The 17,303-nt window shown below is 33.5% G+C and carries 19 protein-coding genes; 14 read left to right on the forward strand and 5 right to left on the reverse strand.

The window, feature by feature from the left end; all coding sequences use genetic code 11:
- Genes N7277_RS10190 through N7277_RS10225 form a run of 8 tightly spaced genes read left to right on the forward strand, consistent with a single transcriptional unit; the run spans position 1 to position 7,185 of the window.
- Positions 1-1,326, forward strand: coding sequence for an ABC1 kinase family protein (locus tag N7277_RS10190; RefSeq protein ID WP_274779439.1), 1,326 nt, complete (start codon positions 1-3; stop codon positions 1,324-1,326).
- Positions 1,319-1,474 carry a DUF2256 domain-containing protein gene (locus N7277_RS10195; RefSeq protein WP_274779440.1) on the forward strand — a complete coding sequence of 52 codons (156 nt, stop codon included), beginning with the start codon at positions 1,319-1,321 and terminating at the stop codon, positions 1,472-1,474. The genes N7277_RS10190 and N7277_RS10195 overlap by 8 nt, the downstream gene beginning before the upstream one ends.
- Complete coding sequence (locus N7277_RS10200) at positions 1,426-2,727, forward strand: DASH family cryptochrome (RefSeq protein WP_274779441.1); 1,302 nt, start codon at positions 1,426-1,428, stop codon at positions 2,725-2,727. Before N7277_RS10195 ends, N7277_RS10200 begins: the two co-directional genes overlap by 49 nt.
- The gene (locus N7277_RS10205) at positions 2,709-4,190 is read left to right on the forward strand and encodes a cryptochrome/photolyase family protein (protein WP_274779442.1); all 1,482 of its coding nucleotides are present in this window, start codon (positions 2,709-2,711) and stop codon (positions 4,188-4,190) included. The genes N7277_RS10200 and N7277_RS10205 overlap by 19 nt, the downstream gene beginning before the upstream one ends.
- On the forward strand, positions 4,190-4,471 hold the full coding sequence (locus tag N7277_RS10210) for a TIGR03643 family protein (RefSeq protein WP_274780830.1): 282 nt from the start codon (positions 4,190-4,192) through the stop codon (positions 4,469-4,471). Before N7277_RS10205 ends, N7277_RS10210 begins: the two co-directional genes overlap by 1 nt.
- A 55-nt stretch (positions 4,472-4,526) precedes the next feature.
- Positions 4,527-5,225, forward strand: coding sequence for an SDR family NAD(P)-dependent oxidoreductase (locus N7277_RS10215; RefSeq protein ID WP_274779443.1), 699 nt, complete (start codon positions 4,527-4,529; stop codon positions 5,223-5,225).
- A 5-nt stretch (positions 5,226-5,230) separates the two neighbouring features.
- The gene (locus tag N7277_RS10220; RefSeq protein WP_274779444.1) at positions 5,231-5,878 is read left to right on the forward strand and encodes a MarR family winged helix-turn-helix transcriptional regulator; all 648 of its coding nucleotides are present in this window, start codon (positions 5,231-5,233) and stop codon (positions 5,876-5,878) included.
- A gap of 2 nt (positions 5,879-5,880) precedes the next feature.
- The gene (locus N7277_RS10225; protein ID WP_274779445.1) at positions 5,881-7,185 is read left to right on the forward strand and encodes a cryptochrome/photolyase family protein; all 1,305 of its coding nucleotides are present in this window, start codon (positions 5,881-5,883) and stop codon (positions 7,183-7,185) included.
- Here the strand turns inward: N7277_RS10225 and N7277_RS10230 are convergent.
- The 4 genes from N7277_RS10230 to N7277_RS10245 all read right to left on the reverse strand — a co-directional run bounded on the left by N7277_RS10230 (position 7,177) and on the right by N7277_RS10245 (position 12,596).
- Entirely contained in the window at positions 7,177-8,025 is an 849-nt protein-coding gene (locus N7277_RS10230) for a diacylglycerol/lipid kinase family protein (protein WP_274779446.1), read from the reverse strand. The genes N7277_RS10225 and N7277_RS10230 overlap by 9 nt on opposite strands.
- A 136-nt stretch (positions 8,026-8,161) precedes the next feature.
- Complete coding sequence (gene gyrB, locus N7277_RS10235) at positions 8,162-10,096, reverse strand: DNA topoisomerase (ATP-hydrolyzing) subunit B (RefSeq protein WP_274779447.1); 1,935 nt, start codon at positions 10,094-10,096, stop codon at positions 8,162-8,164.
- A 273-nt stretch (positions 10,097-10,369) separates the two neighbouring features.
- Positions 10,370-12,067, reverse strand: a complete 1,698-nt coding sequence (gene lysS / locus N7277_RS10240; protein ID WP_274779448.1) for a lysine--tRNA ligase — start codon at positions 12,065-12,067, stop codon at positions 10,370-10,372.
- A gap of 136 nt (positions 12,068-12,203) precedes the next feature.
- A complete protein-coding gene (locus N7277_RS10245) occupies positions 12,204-12,596 on the reverse strand; it encodes a c-type cytochrome (protein WP_274779449.1) in 393 nt (130 codons plus the stop codon).
- 154 nt (positions 12,597-12,750) lie between these two features.
- Between N7277_RS10245 and lipB the strand changes: the two genes are divergently transcribed.
- A complete protein-coding gene (lipB, locus tag N7277_RS10250) occupies positions 12,751-13,464 on the forward strand; it encodes a lipoyl(octanoyl) transferase LipB (protein ID WP_274779450.1) in 714 nt (237 codons plus the stop codon).
- A gap of 20 nt (positions 13,465-13,484) precedes the next feature.
- Here the strand turns inward: lipB and N7277_RS10255 are convergent, their stop codons facing one another.
- Entirely contained in the window at positions 13,485-13,775 is a 291-nt protein-coding gene (locus tag N7277_RS10255) for a putative quinol monooxygenase (protein WP_274779451.1), read from the reverse strand.
- Between the two features lie 180 nt (positions 13,776-13,955).
- Between N7277_RS10255 and N7277_RS10260 the strand changes: the two genes are divergently transcribed.
- The 5 genes from N7277_RS10260 (at position 13,956) to rplI (ending at position 17,282) form a co-directional block, all read left to right on the forward strand.
- The gene (locus tag N7277_RS10260; protein WP_274779452.1) at positions 13,956-15,263 is read left to right on the forward strand and encodes a dihydrolipoamide acetyltransferase family protein; all 1,308 of its coding nucleotides are present in this window, start codon (positions 13,956-13,958) and stop codon (positions 15,261-15,263) included.
- Between the two features lie 202 nt (positions 15,264-15,465).
- Complete coding sequence (locus N7277_RS10265) at positions 15,466-15,942, forward strand: GNAT family N-acetyltransferase (RefSeq protein ID WP_274779453.1); 477 nt, start codon at positions 15,466-15,468, stop codon at positions 15,940-15,942.
- Between the two features lie 118 nt (positions 15,943-16,060).
- Positions 16,061-16,402 (forward strand): 30S ribosomal protein S6, encoded by a 342-nt coding sequence (gene rpsF, locus N7277_RS10270; RefSeq protein WP_274779454.1) that lies wholly within the window; start codon positions 16,061-16,063, stop codon positions 16,400-16,402.
- A gap of 27 nt (positions 16,403-16,429) precedes the next feature.
- Entirely contained in the window at positions 16,430-16,732 is a 303-nt protein-coding gene (rpsR, locus tag N7277_RS10275; protein ID WP_274779455.1) for a 30S ribosomal protein S18, read from the forward strand.
- A 73-nt stretch (positions 16,733-16,805) separates the two neighbouring features.
- Positions 16,806-17,282, forward strand: coding sequence for a 50S ribosomal protein L9 (gene rplI, locus N7277_RS10280; RefSeq protein ID WP_274779456.1), 477 nt, complete (start codon positions 16,806-16,808; stop codon positions 17,280-17,282).
- The last annotated feature ends 21 nt before the right edge of the window (positions 17,283-17,303 follow it).

A 17,303-nucleotide genomic window follows, 5' to 3' on the forward strand; every position in this document is an offset into this window, starting at 1 on the left:
ATGAAAACCCTCAATAAAATTCCCACAGGAAAAATAGAACGCGCCAGTAATTTATTGAAAGCAGGTGCAAAAGTGGGCGTAAATTATATTAAATATTACGGCAATAAAATCACCAAAGACGAAGAAGAAGCCAAAAAAATTCTAAATGAAGAAAATGCAGCAGATATTTATGACAGTTTAAAAGAATTGAAAGGTTCTGCTCTGAAAGTGGCGCAAATGCTAAGCATGGAAAAAAACATTATGCCGCAAGCTTATGTAGAAAAATTTTCCCTTTCGCAGTTTTCGGTTCCGCCGCTTTCTGGAGCTTTGGTTAAAAAAACTTTCAGAAAATATTTTGGCAAAAACCCTGAAGATATTTTTGATGAATTCTCAGCTGAATCAGTAAATGCAGCAAGCATTGGTCAGGTTCATAAAGCGAAAAAAGACGGTCAAGAATTGGCCGTAAAAATTCAATATCCTGGAGTTCAGGAAAGCATTTCCAGCGATTTGAAATTGGTAAAACCTATCGCAATGAAGATGTTCAACATCAGAAAAGAAGGCTCTGAATCTTACTTTAAAGAAGTAGAAGATAAATTATATGAAGAAACCAATTATGATTTAGAACTATCTAGAAGTGAGCAAATTGCGCGAGAATGTTCTCACCTGAAAAACATAAAATTCCCGAAATACTATCCAGAATTTTCGTGTGAAAAAATCATCACAATGGATTGGTTGCACGGAAAACATTTCTCTGAATTTATCAAAACAAAACACCCACAGAAAACACTGAACAAAATCGGACAAACGCTTTGGGATTTTTATATGTATCAAATGCACGTTTTAAAGCAAGTTCACGCAGATCCGCATCCAGGAAATTTCTTGATTTCGGAAAAAGGCGAATTAATGGTAATAGATTTCGGTTGTGTAAAGGAAATTCCGAGTGATTTTTATGAGCCTTATTTTGAATTGGCAAAAGTGGAAAATTTGATGAATCAAGAGTTTTTTGAACAAAAATTATACGAATTAGAAATTCTTAAACCAGAAGATTCATCTGAAGAGAAAGTGTTTTTCAGCAAACTCTTCCACGAAATGTTGGAATTGTTTACCAGACCTTTTAATCAAGAGTATTTTGACTTTTCAGATGAGAGTTTCTTCCAAGAAATTGCAGATTTAGGTCAGCGTTATGCAAAACTTAGCGATTTAAAAAACATGAATACCAACCGTGGTTCCAGACATTTTATTTATCTGAACCGTACGTTTTTTGGTTTATATAATATGATGCACGATTTAAGAGCTGAAGGAATAGAAATTAATCATTTTCAAAAATTTATGGTAGAAAATGCCTAAAAATTTGCCCTCAAAAATCTGTGAAGTTTGCGGTTTACCTTTTAACTGGCGAAAAAAATGGAAAAAAGACTGGGAAGAAGTGAAATATTGTAGCGAAAAATGCAGGAAAAACAAAAAATCAACATCGTTTGGTTCAAAAATGACTTAAGAACCAAAGACCAAATATCTCTATTTAAGGCATCTCAAGAAGATTTGCCTTTTATAGCTTTGTATATTTTCGATGAAGATTTTTATCAAAAAAAACAATTTGGTTTTAGAAAAATCGGAAAATTTCGTGCAAAATTTCTTTTGGAGAGTATTCAATATTTAAAGCAAAATCTTGCTGAACTCAACATAACTTTTTTGATAAAGTTTGGAAAAACAAAGAAGGTTTTTGAAAAATTGAATGAACACTACTCTATTCAAAAAATCTTTTGTGAAGAAGAATTTTCCCAAGAAGAAGTGGATTTAGAAAAAAGTGTTTCTTCTGCTCTATCCAATGTGAAATTTGAAAAATCTTACTCACAATTTTTACTAGATCCTGAATTTGTTTTCGAAAAATTAGAAAAAATCCCTGCGCTTTTTACCACCTTCAGAAACAAGGTTGAAAAGAATTTCATCGTAACAAAACCTTTAAAAATAGAAAAAAGAAGAGCGTTTTTTAAGCTAGAAATTCCATCAGACAAAATTGATTTAGAAAAATTAGGTTTTGAGGATTTCGAAACGCATCCAGACTCAGCATTTCCTTTTTATGGCGGTGAAAACGCAGCTTGGGAAAGATTGCATTATTATTTTAAGGAAACTCAACTGCTTAAAGATTATAAAAATACCAGAAATGGATTGGTAGGAAATGACTATAGTTCCAAATTTTCTGCATGGCTTGCAAATGGAAGTATTTCAGCGGTTTCCATTTATGATGAAGTGAAAAAATTTGAACAAAAATTCGGAGCCAATGAATCTACCTATTGGTTTATTTTCGAATTGCTATGGCGAGATTATTTCAAATTTATTGCGTTGCAACACCGCAATGAAATTTTTTACAAAAACGGACTTCAGCCCCATAAAAATGTAGAATTTCAAAACAATCCTCAAAAATTAGTACAATGGATTTCTGGAAAAACACATTCAGAATTTGTGAATGCCAACATGATAGAACTCCAAAAAACGGGATTCATGAGCAATCGAGGAAGACAAAATGTGGCTTCCTATTTCTGTAAAAATCTAAAACTAGATTGGCGAATTGGCGCAGCCTATTTTGAGGAAATGCTCATCGATTATGATGTTCACAGCAATTACGGAAACTGGCTGTATTTGGCTGGAATAGGAAATGATGCACGAGAAAGAAGTTTCAACACAGAAAAACAAGCAGAACAATACGATAGCAATAAAAAATTTAGAAATTTATGGCTGAAAAACCACTAAAAACGGCACAATTGATATTTCCGCATCAGTTGTTTCAAGAGATTTCTTTTCTTGAAATCAATCAGCCTGTGTTTTTAGTGGAAGAATTTTTGTTTTTCAAACAGTATAAATTTATCCAACAGAAATTAGCTTTTCATAGAGCCACGATGAAATTTTATGAAAATTTTCTAATTGAAAAAGGATTCAAAGTTCATTATATAGAAAGCATTTCGGAGCTTTCAGATATTCGAAATTTAATACAATTTTTAGAAAATGAAGGTTTTGAAAAAATCAGAACGATAGACGTTTGTGACGATTGGTTGGAGAAAAGGATTTTAAAGACAAAACTAGAAGTTGAGATTATCGAAAACCCAAGTTTTGTCAATTCAAAAGAAGATTTAAAGGTTTATTTTGAAGGCAAAAAGCATTATCATCAAACCGATTTTTATAAGCAACAGCGCCTTTCTAGAAATATCCTTTTAGAAAATGGAAAACCAATAGGTGGAAAATGGACTTTCGATACAGAAAATCGAAAAAAATATCCAAAAAATAAAAAATCGCCTTCTATTTCATTTCCTCAGAATAATCGTTTTTACGAAGAAGCGAAAATTTATGTTTCTGAAAATTTTGGAAATCATTACGGGGAATTAACAGACTATCAAATCTATCCAACTACAATTTCAGAAACTGAAATTTGGCTCGAAAATTTCTTAGAAAACAGATTTTTAGAATTTGGAATTTATGAAGACAGCATTGTAGAACAAGAGCATTTTTTGCATCACAGTGTATTGTCTCCATTGATGAACATTGGCTTTTTAACTCCAAATTATATCATCGAAAAATCCATCGAATTTGCTCAAAAAAATGAGATTCCGCTCAATTCATTAGAAGGATTTATTCGTCAAATTTTAGGTTGGCGAGAATTTATTCGAGGAATTTATTTGTATCAAGGAAGCTTCGAAAGAACCCGAAATTTTTGGAATCATCAACGAAAAATTCCTCAATCTTTTTATGATGGAACTACGGGAATTGCTCCGATTGACAAAACCATAAAAAAAATATTGAAAACGGGTTACGCTCATCACATTGAACGATTAATGATTCTCGCCAGTTTTATGAATTTGTGTGAATTTCATCCAGATGATGTCTATCAATGGTTTATGGAAATGTTTATCGATGCGTATGATTGGGTGATGGTGCCTAATGTTTACGGTATGAGTTTGTTTGCAGATGGCGGATTGATGAGCACAAAACCGTATATCAGCGGAAGCAATTATCTCAAAAAAATGAGTGATTATGCCACCGAAAATTGGGGAGAAATTTGGGATTCCCTTTTTTGGAATTTCATTGCTAAAAATCAGGAATTTTTTAGAAAAAATCCAAGATTGAGCATGATGCTCATCACTTGGAATAAAATGACGGAACAGCAAAAAGAATTACATCTCGTGAGAGCTCAAAACTTTTTAGAAAAATTACACCAATGATGAAAAAAAATTTTAATGTAGAACAAATCGACAGAATTATAGAAATGGCGTGGGAAGACAGAACGCCATTTGAAGCTATCACTTTTCAGTTTGGAATTTCTGAAGCTGAAACCATCTCTATTATGAGAACTGAACTGAAAAGAAGTTCTTTCAATCTTTGGAGAAAAAGAGTGAATTCTGGCATTAGTCAAAAACATCTCAAAAAAAGAAATCCAGAAATTGAAAGATTTAAATGTACCAGACAGAGAACCATAAGTTTAAATAAAATATCAAAGAGATAATAGATTCGAGAACCAAGAACCAAGATATTAGATTAAAAAATAAATAAAAATAGATATGAAAAATATAGTTATTATAGGTTGTGGAAGCGGAATAGGTTTAGCCACCGCAAAACAATTACAAAACGAAGCTCAAATCATCGGAATTTCTAGAACAGAAAATCCAGAAATGAAAAATGTAAAACTTCATTTTTATCAAAAAGACATTCTAACGGACAGTTTAGATGATGTTTCTTTTCCTGAAAAAATTGATGGGTTGGTCTATGCACCAGGAAGCATTAATTTGAAACCTTTCGGAAGATTATCTGAAGAAGATTTTAAAAAAGATTTCGAAATTAATGTTTTGGGTGCTATTAAAATCATTCAGAAATTATTGCCTAATCTTAAAAAATCTGAAAGTGCAAGTGTAGTTTTATTCAGCACCGTTGCAGCAAAATTAGGAATGCCTTTTCATTCTTCTATCGCTGCTAGTAAAAGCGCTGTAGAAGGTTTGGTAAAAAGTTTAGCCGCTGAATTTTCCCTACAAAAAATAAGATTTAACGCCATTGCACCATCACTTTCAGACACCAATTTAGCCACAGCTTTATTGGCATCACCTGAGAAAAGAGAAGCAGCTGCAAAAAGACATCCGATACAGAAAATAGGAAATCCTGAAGAAATTGCAAAAATGGTTGTATTTTTACTTTCTGATTCTTCTTCTTGGATTACCGGACAGATTTTTGGCATTGACGGAGGAATGAGCACTATTAAATTATAAGCAACATGGATACAAGTTTTTTAATTAATCTCCTACTAGAAGTTCAGGAATACGAACATTCTAAGTCGTTTAAAAATCATGCCACGGTAGAAGACTTCAGAATTTGGCTCAACGAAAAAAAATATACTACGGAAAGTCCAACCAAACTTTTTAAAAATGAAAACCACGATGTAAGTTTCACCGAAAATGAAATTTGCAAACAAGTTTTGCTTTTGGGCAGATTTTCTAAACAAATGATTCGCAAAGGTTTAAGCGATTTTCCGACTTTAGCCAATGAAGAATTCACTTATCTCTACAGACTTAAAGACGAGCCTTCTTTGACTAAAATTCAACTCATCGAAAGAAACGGTCACGAAAAACAAACGGGAATTCAAATCATCAAAAGACTTTTAGATGATGGCTTAATTCAAGAAACGGTGGATGAAAATGACAAACGTGCCAAAAGATTGACTTTGACCAAAAAAGGAGAAGAAGCCTTCCATAAATCGGTAGATAAAGTTAATACAACTTCCAGAATTCTATCGGCAAATCTTAAAAGTGACGAGAAAACAAAATTGCTGGAATTATTGAAAAAAGTAAACGATTTTCATTACACTTTGTACACAGAATACAAAAATTCTGAGATTAAAGAACTCCTTCATTTGATAGAATAAGCATGGATAAAATATCTATTTTTTGGTTCAGAAGAGACCTTCGGTTAAAAGACAATCACGGATTGTATCAAGCATTAGAATCGGGAAAAAAGGTGCTACCGATTTTTATTTTTGACGAAGATATTTTAGATTTATTAGAAAATAAGTCAGACAAGAGAGTTGATTTCATTGTACAAGCTTTGCAAACTTTAAATTATTTTTTAAAATCAAAGAATAAAGGCATTAAAATCTTCAAAGGAAAACCTCTTGAAGTCTACAAAAAACTATCCCAGAACTACGAAATAGAAGCGGTTTACTGTAATGAAGATTATGAACCCTATGCAATAAAAAGAGACCAAGAAATTGCAGATTTTTTGGCTTCAAAAAATATCGCTTTTCATCAGTTTAAAGACCAGGTTATTTTTCACAAAGACGAAATTGTAAAAGCCGATAAAAAACCTTACACGGTTTATACACCATATTCAAAACTTTGGCTCAATGAATTTCAAAAAATTGATTTACAAGGATTTCTATCAGAAAAAAAACTAGATTATTTATTAGATGTTCCTTTTGAGGAGTTCAAAATTGAAGATATTGGTTTTCAAAAAACAGATTTAACATTTGAGGTTCCAGAAGCAGATCTTAACATCATCAAAACCTATGAAGATACTCGAAATTTCCCTGCGGTAAAAGGAACTACACAATTGGGTGTTCATCTGAGACTTGGAACCATTAGCGTAAGAAAATTAGCAAAAATTGCCAAAGAAAATAATATTACTTTCCTTAAAGAATTGATTTGGAGAGAATTTTTCATGCAGATTTTGTATCATTTTCCGTATGTAGCAAATCATTCTTTCAAACCAAAATATGATGCCATCCCTTGGGAAAACAATACTGAATTTCTAGAAAAATGGAAAGCTGGAAAAACGGGATTTCCTATTGTAGATGCGGGGATGCGTGAACTGAACGCTACAGGTTTTATGCACAACAGAGTGAGAATGATTACGGCGAGTTTCCTCATCAAACATTTACTTACCGACTGGCGAATTGGCGAAGCGTATTTTGCGGAAAAATTAATGGATTACGATTTAAGTGCGAATAATGGAAACTGGCAATGGTGTGCTAGTTCTGGCTGTGATGCCGCTCCATATTTTAGAATTTTCAATCCAGATGAACAACAGAAAAAATTCGATCCAGATTTTAAATATATCAAAAAATGGATTCCTGAATTTGGAACAAAATACTATCCAAAACCTATCGTTGAGCATAAAAAAGCCCGTGAAAAAGTACTGAAAGTGTACAAAGAAGCTTTAGATAATTTAAACTAAAATTCTTAAACTTTTGGGGAGCACTTTTACTTTAACCGGAGATGAAATTTGGTTAAACTCGCCATCGAGATGCCATAAATCTGAATCTACTGAAAACTCAATTTCTGGAACCGATAAATAGTGAATGTACTGATTGGGAACCAATTTTTTGGTAAACATTCTGTAGGCAAAAACGCCAGAATGTGTAAAAGGAAACTTCTTTACTAAAGCAATTTCTAACAAGCCATCACTTTTACTTGCATGAGGAGCAATGTAGGCGTTATTCCCAAATTGACGGGTGTTTGCAACATTGAGCATCAAGTATTTTCCGTCAAATTTTTTAAATTTTTCTTCAAATTTGATGGTAATCGGTTGGTATTTAAAAAAGGTCTGAATAGAGGTTTTAATATAATTTTTGAAACCTCTGGAAGTCTTCTCAAAAGCTTCAATAACCGCTCCGTCAAATCCTACTCCAGCTACATTAATCGAAAATCTTTCATTTACCGTAAACGTATCTATTTCTTTAAAATTATTTCTCTGGATTTTAACTAAAAGTTCGTCTAAATTTTTAGAAAACTTGGTTTCATTAGAGAAACCGTTACCACTTCCTGCTGGGAAAATCCCAAGAATTTTATCCGTGTGAATTAAATTTTTCGCCACCGTGGAAATCGTTCCGTCACCTCCAATCGCAATAAAAATGTCTATTTTTTCAAAATTTTCTTGAATGAAATTTTCAGTATCTTGAATAGACTTAGAAATCAAATATAACGGATTTTCAACCTTTGCTTTTAAAGAATTAAGAAAAGGCTGATAATTTTTCTTTGCAGAAAAAGGATTGATGATGAATGCTACGTTTTGCATGAGTGCAAAAGTACGGAATTATTTAATGTTATTTCTCGAAATAAATTCTGGTTTTAAGTAAGGTTTCAACTCAGAAAAGAATAAAAAAACCGTCCAAAGATTGAACGGTTTTGAAATTATTGATAAAAGATTGATTTTAAGCGTCAATATTTGCATAGATTGCATTCTTCTCGATGAACTCTCTTCTTGGTGGCACTTCGTCGCCCATTAACATAGAGAATACGTTATCTGCTTCTGCAAGGCTTTCTATGGTTACTTGTTTTAAGATTCTGTTTTCAGGATTTAAAGTCGTTTCCCATAACTGTTCTGGGTTCATTTCCCCAAGACCTTTATAACGCTGTACTTCTACTCCTTTTCCATCTGGAGCCATTTCTAGAGTTTTTGCTTCTCTTTCTTTCTCGTTGTAAGCATACATTTTCTTGTTTCCTTTTTTCAATAAATATAAAGGAGGTTGTGCAATGTAAATGTAACCTTGTTCGATGAGTTCTTTCATATATCTAAAGAAGAACGTAAGAATCAACGTAGAAATGTGAGAACCATCAATATCAGCATCGGTCATGATTACGATTTTGTGATATCTTAGTTTTGCCAAGTTCAAAGCTTTAGAATCTTCTTCTGTTCCTACAGAAACCCCAAGAGCTGTATAAATATTCTTGATTTCGTCATTATCATATACTTTGTGAAGCATAGATTTTTCTACGTTCAATATTTTACCTCTCAATGGAAGAATCGCTTGAAAATGTCTATCTCTACCTTGTTTAGCAGTTCCGCCTGCAGAATCTCCCTCTACTAAGAAGATTTCTGAAATTTCAGGGTCTTTAGAAGAACAGTCAGATAATTTCCCTGGTAAACCAGAACCTCCCATTGGAGATTTTCTCTGAACCATTTCACGAGCTTTTTTCGCAGCTTGTCTTGCTTTTGCAGCTAGAACTACTTTTTGTACGATTTGCTTCGCTTCATTAGGGTTTTCTTCTAAGAAATTAGTAAGCATTTCGCCTACAATTTTATCTACTGCACCAGAAACTTCTGAGTTTCCTAACTTGGTTTTGGTTTGACCTTCGAACTGAGGCTCCATCACTTTTACAGAAATAATCGCTGTAAGACCTTCTCTAAAGTCATCACCCGTAATTTCTACTTTTTCTTTCGCAGGAAGACCTAATTCATCTGCATATTTCTTCAAAGTTCTTGTTAAGGCTCTTCTGAAACCTGCTAAATGCGTTCCTCCTTCGTGTGTATTGATATTATTTACGTAAGAGTGTAAATTCTCATTGAATGAAGTATTGTAACGCATTGCTACTTCTACCGGAATATCATCACGCTCACCTTCCATAAAGATTACGTGTTCCATGATTGATTCACGGTTTCCGTCAATGTAGGCAACAAATTCTTTAAGACCACCTTCTGAGTGGAACGTTTCGATTGGGAAACTTCCATCTTCATTTTTTCTTCTTTCGTCTGTTAAAGTAATGGTAATTCCTTTATTTAGGAACGCCAATTCTCTTAATCTAGCAGCTAAAGTATCATAATTGTACACCAATTCTTGGAAAATGCTTCCATCTGGCTGAAAGAAAACTTCGGTTCCTGTAGAAGTAGAAGTTCCTATTTCTTGTACATCTGCTAATGCTTTTCCTTGAGAATATTTTTGTTGGTATAATTTTCCGTTTCTAGAAACAGTAGCAATTAAAGAAGTAGAAAGTGCATTAACACAAGAAACCCCAACTCCGTGAAGACCACCAGAAACTTTGTAAGAATCTTTGTCAAACTTACCACCTGCACCAATTTTGGTCATTACTACTTCTAGCGCAGATTTTTGCTCTTTTTGGTGAAAGTCTACAGGAATACCTCTACCATTATCTTTTACAGAAATTCCGTCTCCTTCGTGAATGGTTACTGCAATGGTATCACAATGACCAGCCAAAGCTTCGTCAATAGAGTTATCAACTACCTCATAAACCAAGTGATGCAAACCTCTAACTCCTACATCACCAATGTACATAGAAGGTCTAAGACGTACGTGTTCTATCCCTTCTAATGCCTGAATACTGTCTGCTGTATATTGTTTTTGACTCATAATAATATTTTAATTTCGAGATTTGAAAGACTAGATTTGAGATTAAAAATAGATTTCAAAAGGTCTGAAATCTAAAATCCCGCGGCTAAAATCTTCATTTCGCAAAGACTTACAAATATCGTAAAAATTAGTGAGATATGAAAGTAAAAACGGCTCTAAAAATCATAAAAAGTTATCAACATTAACACAAAATTTATTGGAAAAACTCATTCAATTTTTTCCAAATAAAAAAGCGGACTGATGTCCGCTTTTATCGATTATATTTATGTAGTTTTATACCAATTTCATTAACAAATCATCATCTGTTTTCTCTACCTTCACCACATTTAATTTGGTAAGATTTTTAGATGTTTTGTCCCATTTTTTTCCTGAAAACTGAGATTGCGTTTTCACATCAGCTAAACTCATTTCGCCGCCATTTTTTTCTAAAATTTCGATGATTACTTTATCATCTTCATTCAATTCTACTTTTGGAACCGCTTTTTCTGGTCTCATTTGCGGGAAGAATAACACTTCTTGAATAGATGCATTATTGGTTAAGAACATAATCAGTCTATCCATACCAATTCCCAAACCTGAAGTTGGCGGCATACCATATTCCAAAGCTCTTAAGAAATCTTGGTCTATGAACATCGCCTCGTCATCACCACGCTCAGAAAGCGCCATTTGAGACTCGAAACGTTCTCTTTGGTCAATTGGATCATTCAACTCTGAATATGCATTGGCAATTTCTTTACCACAAACCATTAATTCAAAACGTTCGGTAAGCCCTTCTTTGCTTCTATGTTTTTTGGTTAAAGGCGACATTTCGATTGGATAATCTGTTATGAAAGTCGGCTGGATGAAGTTTCCTTCGCATTTTTCGCCGAAAATTTCATCAATTAATTTTCCTTTACCCATCGTTTCATCTACTTCAATTCCGATAGATTTTGCAAAAACGCGCAATTCATCTTCGGTTTTTCCAGTTATATCAAAACCTGTGAATTTCTGAATCGCTTCTGTCATCGAAACTCTTGGATAAGGAGCTTTCCAATTGATGGTATGTTCACCAAACTGAGATTCTGGAGTTCCGTTAACAGAAACTGCACAGAATTCTAACAATTTCTCAGTGAAATCCATCATCCAGTTGTAATCTTTGTATGCCACATAAATTTCCATTGCGGTAAACTCTGGATTATGGGTTCTATCCATTCCTTCGTTACGGAAATTTTTAGAAAATTCGTAAACACCATCAAAACCACCTACGATTAATCTTTTCAGATATAATTCGTTTGCAATTCTCATGTATAATGGAATATCTAACGCATTATGGTGAGTAATAAATGGCCTTGCCGCGGCGCCACCAGGAATTGCCTGTAAAATAGGCGTTTCTACCTCGAAATAACCTGCATTATTGAAAAACTCTCGCATCGCATTGAACAACTTAGTTCTCTTTACGAAAATTTCTTTTACATGAGGATTCACCGTAAGATCTACATAACGCTGTCTGTATCTAAGTTCTGGGTCGTTAAAAGCATCATGAATCACTCCATTTTCATCAGTTCTAGGTTGCGGAAGCGGACGAAGTGCTTTGGTTAATAAGGTGAAGTTTTTCACCATTACTGTCATTTCCCCCACTTGAGTTTTGAACAATTCTCCTTCAATACCGATGATATCACCAATATCTAAAAGATGTTTGTAGACTTCATTATAAAGCGTTTTATCTTCGCCAGTACAGATTTCATCACGATTAAAATACACCTGAATTCTACCTTCAGAATCTTGTAATTCTGCGAAAGAAGCCTTCCCTTGAATTCTTCTAGACATTAATCTACCTGCGATTTTCACTGCTTTTCCTTCAGTAAAATCGTTCTTGATAGAATTGGTAGTATCTGTAATTTTATATTCATCTGCGGGGAATGCATTAATTCCCATTTCGGTGAGTTTCTGTAATTTCTCTCTTCTGATGATTTCCTGTTCTGATAAAGACATTGTTTTTCAATTTTTTGGAATTGCAAAAATAAGGATTTTTTTACGAATTTTTAAATTTCTTAAAAATTAGCTTAATCAAGAAAAAAGCAACCCAAAAAAGGTTGCCTTCTGTTAAAATCACAATTAGTACAATTGTTTATTTTTTAAGTGAAAGAATATATTTCACCATTTTTTTAGCATTTTCTTTATCCATACCAGCGTGTGCAGCCATAGGAATTTCTCCCCAAACTCCGCTACCACCATTGATAATTTTATCTGCTAACATATCAATATCTGCTTCAGTATACTTCGCTGCTACATCTTGATAAGCAGGACCTACTAATTTAGCATCTTCTTTATGACAAGTAAGGCAATCTGAACCTTCGATTAATTTTTTGCCTTCTTCTTCAGGAGTTGCAGCAGCTGTAGCAGCAGTTTGCTCTGTAGGTTCTGGCAACATTACATTTGATTCTTTTACTGGCTCTTCTTTTTTAGAACAAGAAACCGCTACTAATGTTCCTAAAGCTAATGTTAAAATTATTCTTTTCATAGATATAATATTTTATTATTTTTAAATTTTCACAAATTTAGTGAATAAAGCCTTCCCTTTTTTCAAAATGCTAAAAATCATATCAGATTTTTTAAAAATTTATTCAAAGCATAATTGTTAAAAAAAACTTATTTTTGTGAACCAAAAATTAGAAATGAACGCTTCACAAAACAAAAGAATAAAATTCGAAGAATTGGGCCTTAAAAATTATCTTGAGGCTTTTGAATATCAACAGTCTTTAATGGATGAAATCATTACCATTAAAATCAAAAACAGAGAAAACGAAGACCAAGAACCAGAAACTACTCCTAATTATTTACTGTTTGTAGAACACCCACATGTTTACACTTTAGGAAAATCTGGTGATGAGCACAATATGCTTGCTAATGAAAGTAAACTGAAAGAAATAGATGCTACTTTCGTAAAAACTAATCGCGGTGGAGACATTACCTATCATGGTTTCGGTCAACTTGTAGGTTATCCGATTTTGGATTTAGACAACTTCAAATCAGATATTCATTTATACATGAGAAATCTGGAAGAAGTAATCATCAGAGCCATTGCAGAATACGGCTTAAAAGGCGAAAGAAGTGTTGGCGAAACTGGAGTTTGGTTAGATGTAGGAAAACCCTATGCTAGAAAAATTTGTGCATTGGGCGTTAAAACTTCAAAATGGGTGACTATGCACGGTTTTGGCTTAAATGTAAATACAGATTTAAGATATTTCGAATACATTATTCCTTGCGGAATTAAAGACAAAGCGGTTACTTCTCTAAAAAGAGAGCTTGAACGTGAAATAGATTTAGAAGAAGTAAAAGAAAAAATTAAAAAACATTTTCAAGATGTTTTCGAAGCGGAACTTTTTTAAGTTTCGCTTTTTTATTCTTTTTAAAAAATTTTCGTCCCTCTGTAAACTTCGGTTTGGGATTCCATCAGCGGAGATGCGTTTTGTCTAAAAGTAAAAAGATGCTCCGTTCCTGCATGTAAACGGTGATGTTCTTCGGTTTCCCAAAGTTCAATGATGAAAAAAGTGCCTTTATTTTCTCGGTCTTCTACCAAATCATATTGCAAACAGCCTTCTTCTTTTCTGGTTTCTATTACTAACTTTTTCAATAATTCTATCGCATCAAAAAGATGATTCTCTTTAAATCTAAATAATGCTACAATGTGTAAATTCATAACTGACTGTATTTTCTAAAACAAAAGTATTGATTTTTAAAAGCACATGAGAAATAAATTTCTGAAACTTACTTAAAACACCAAAATTCTTCCATTAAAAAATTCATAAAAAAAGTATCTAATTTTTATTAATTCGTAATTCCAAAAAATTTTTATCTTTGTGAAAATTCAAAAAGTAAAATGGCAGAATACAAATTAATCCTTCCAAGCATGGGAGAAGGCGTGATGGAAGCTACTATTATCAGTTGGTTATACAATGAAGGCGACACCGTAAATGAAGATGATTCTGTGGTAGAAATTGCTACCGACAAAGTAGACTCTGATATCCCTACACCAGTTTCTGGGAAAATTGTAAAAATTTTAAAACATAAAGACGAAGTTGCTAAAATTGGTGAAGCAATCGCTATTTTAGAAATCGCAGGAGAAGGAGAAGCTGCACCAGTTGCTGAAACTCAGAAAATAGAAGAACCTAAAACTGAAGCTCCTGCTGCAGAAGTAGTAAAAGAATTAGAAAAACCTTTAGCTAACACTTCTACTCCTCAAGAATTTTCGGGAGATGTATATCTTTCTCCACTCGTAAAATCTATTGCTCAAGAAGAAAACATTTCTGAAACAGAACTTAAAACCATTAAAGGTTCTGGTTTAGAAGGCAGAATTACCAAAGAAGATATTTTGGCTTTTGTAAAAAATAGAGGCACCTCTACTCCAGTTACTGCGCCAGTTCAAATAACTGCGCCAGTTGCTGCTGCACCGCAATCTGTGCCAGTTCCGGTTTCAGAAGGTGACGAAATTATCCCGATGGATAGAGTTAGAAAAATCATTGCAGATGCTATGGTTAATTCTAAGAGAACTTCGCCTCACGTTACTTCTTTCATAGAATCAGACGTAACAAATGTTGTAAAATGGAGAGCAAAACACAAAGATATTTTCGAAAAACGTGAAGGCGAAAAATTGACTTTCATGCCTATTTTCGTGAAAGCAGTGGTAAAAGCTATTCAGGATTTCCCAATGATTAATGTTTCTGTAGATGGTGACAAAATCATCAAAAAGAAAAATATCAACATCGGTATGGCAACTGCTTTGCCAGACGGAAACCTTATCGTTCCTGTAATTAAAAACGCTGACCAATTATCACTTTCTGGATTAGCAAAAGCAATTAACGATTTGGCTTACAGAGCAAGAAACAAAAAACTTCGTCCAGAAGATACTCAAGGTGCTACTTACACCATTTCAAACGTAGGAACTTTCGGAAATCTAATGGGAACGCCTATTATTCCTCAACCGCAAGTTGCGATTTTGGCAATTGGTGCCATTGTAAAAAAACCTGCAGTTATCGAAACCAAAGATGGAGATATGATTGGCATCCGTCAAATGATGTTCATGAGTCATTCTTATGACCACAGAGTTGTAGACGGTTCTCTTGGCGGAATGTTCCTAAAACACGTTCATGATTACCTACAAAATTGGGACATGAATACAGAGATTTAAAAACCCAATAAAAAGATAAAAGTAACCTTCGAAATTTTTCGGAGGTTTTTTTGTAGCCATTCCCGCTTTCACTACTCGCTTTTTTTAAATTTTTACCAACAAAATCCCCAGCAAAAAAATTTAAAAAGAGCTCAAACATACCGTTCAATCGGGGCTAGTTATATTTTCGGCAAAAATTTGTTATTTTTGAAAAAAATTTAAAATGTCAAACTTCCACATCAGAAAAGCAACGCCAGAAGACACACAAACCATCTTTGACCTCATTTACAAATTAGCCGTTTACGAAAAACTAGAAAACGACGTTATTACAACCGTAGAAGAACTCCGCACCAATATTTTTGAGAAAAAATTTGCAGAAGTTCTCATCGCAGAAGAAAACGAAAAACCTGTAGGTTTTGCACTGTACTTTCATAATTTTTCAACGTTTGTTGGTAAACCTGGTATTTATTTAGAAGACCTTTTTGTAGAACCAGAAACTCGCGGAAAAGGTTACGGAAAAGCACTTTTAGTAGAACTGGCAAGAATTGCAAAAGAAAGAAACTGTGGCAGATTAGAATGGAGCGTACTTGATTGGAACACCCCTTCTATAGAATTTTATAAATCCCTAGGTGCAAAACCAATGGACGAATGGACGGTTTTCCGTTTAGACAAAGCTGGAATAGAAAACTTGGCTAAATAATTTTAAATTTTGCCATTAAAACATCATCAAACCAACAAATTATAGCATTAATATTGTGTATTTCAAAAAGTTTCAATACTTTTGCACCTCGAAATAATTAACAAATATTTTTAACATTATGAACAATTACGAAACTGTTTTCATTTTAACTCCCGTTCTATCTGACGCTCAGGTGGAGGAAGCAGTTAAAAAATTCGAAGACTTCTTAAAAGAGCACAACTGCGAAATCGTTGCTAAAGAAAATTGGGGTCTTAAAAAATTAGCTTATCCTATTCAATTAAAAAAGAATGGATTCTACACTTTGATTGAATTCAAAGGTGAAGGTACTGTAGTTGCAGGTTTAGAAACTGCTTTCAAACGTGACGAGAGAGTAATCCGTTACTTAACTACTAAGCTTGATAAGCATGGCGTTGAATACGCTGAAAAAAGAAGAGCTAAAGTAAAAACTGCTAAAGCTTAATTTTTAACCCTTAAAAAATTTACAAAAATGGCAATCGACGAAATGGCAAAACAAGCATCAGCTGGAGGTGAATCAGAAGTAAAATTCCTTACTCCACTTGATATCAATACTAAATCTGATAAAAAATACTGTAGATTCAAAAAATACGGTATTAAATACGTAGACTATAAAGATGCTGACTTCTTATTACAGTTCGTAAACGAACAAGGTAAAATTTTACCAAGAAGATATACAGGTACTTCTCTTAAATATCAAAGAAAAGTTTCTGCAGCAATCAAAAGAGCTAGACATTTAGCTTTAATGCCTTACGTAGCAGACTTATTAAAATAATTATTAACAAAAAATAAATTGTTGGTTTTAGTTTACTAAACCTAACTTTTTAAAACAAAAAAGGACAACAACAATGGAAATTATCCTAAAAAAAGACGTAGAAAACTTAGGACTTGAGTTTGATACTGTAAAAGTAAAACCAGGTTATGCAAGAAACTTCTTAATCCCTCAAGGTTATGCACTTCTTGCAACTCCTAAAAATAAAGCTGCTTTAGAAGCTACTTTAGAAGCTAGAAAAGAAGAAGAAGCTAAGTTAATCGCTGCTGCAACTGCAATCATTGAAAAACTAAAAGCTACTACTATCTCTATCGCTGCAAAAGTAGGTACAGGTGATAAAATTTTCGGTTCTATTAACAATGCGACTTTAGCTGAAGAATTAGCTAAAGCTGGTGTAGAAGTAGACAAAAAATACATCAAAATCCCTGGAAACACTATCAAGAGAACAGGTAAATTCTCTGCTAAAGTAAGACCTCACAGAAATGTAGAATTTGAATATGAATTCGAAGTTGTTTCTGATGTAGTTGCTGAAGAAGCAAACACTGAAGCTTAAGACTCAGACTTATAAATATTA

It is taken from the genome of Cloacibacterium sp. TD35, assembly GCF_028864635.1.
Lineage (GTDB): Bacteria > Bacteroidota > Bacteroidia > Flavobacteriales > Weeksellaceae > Cloacibacterium.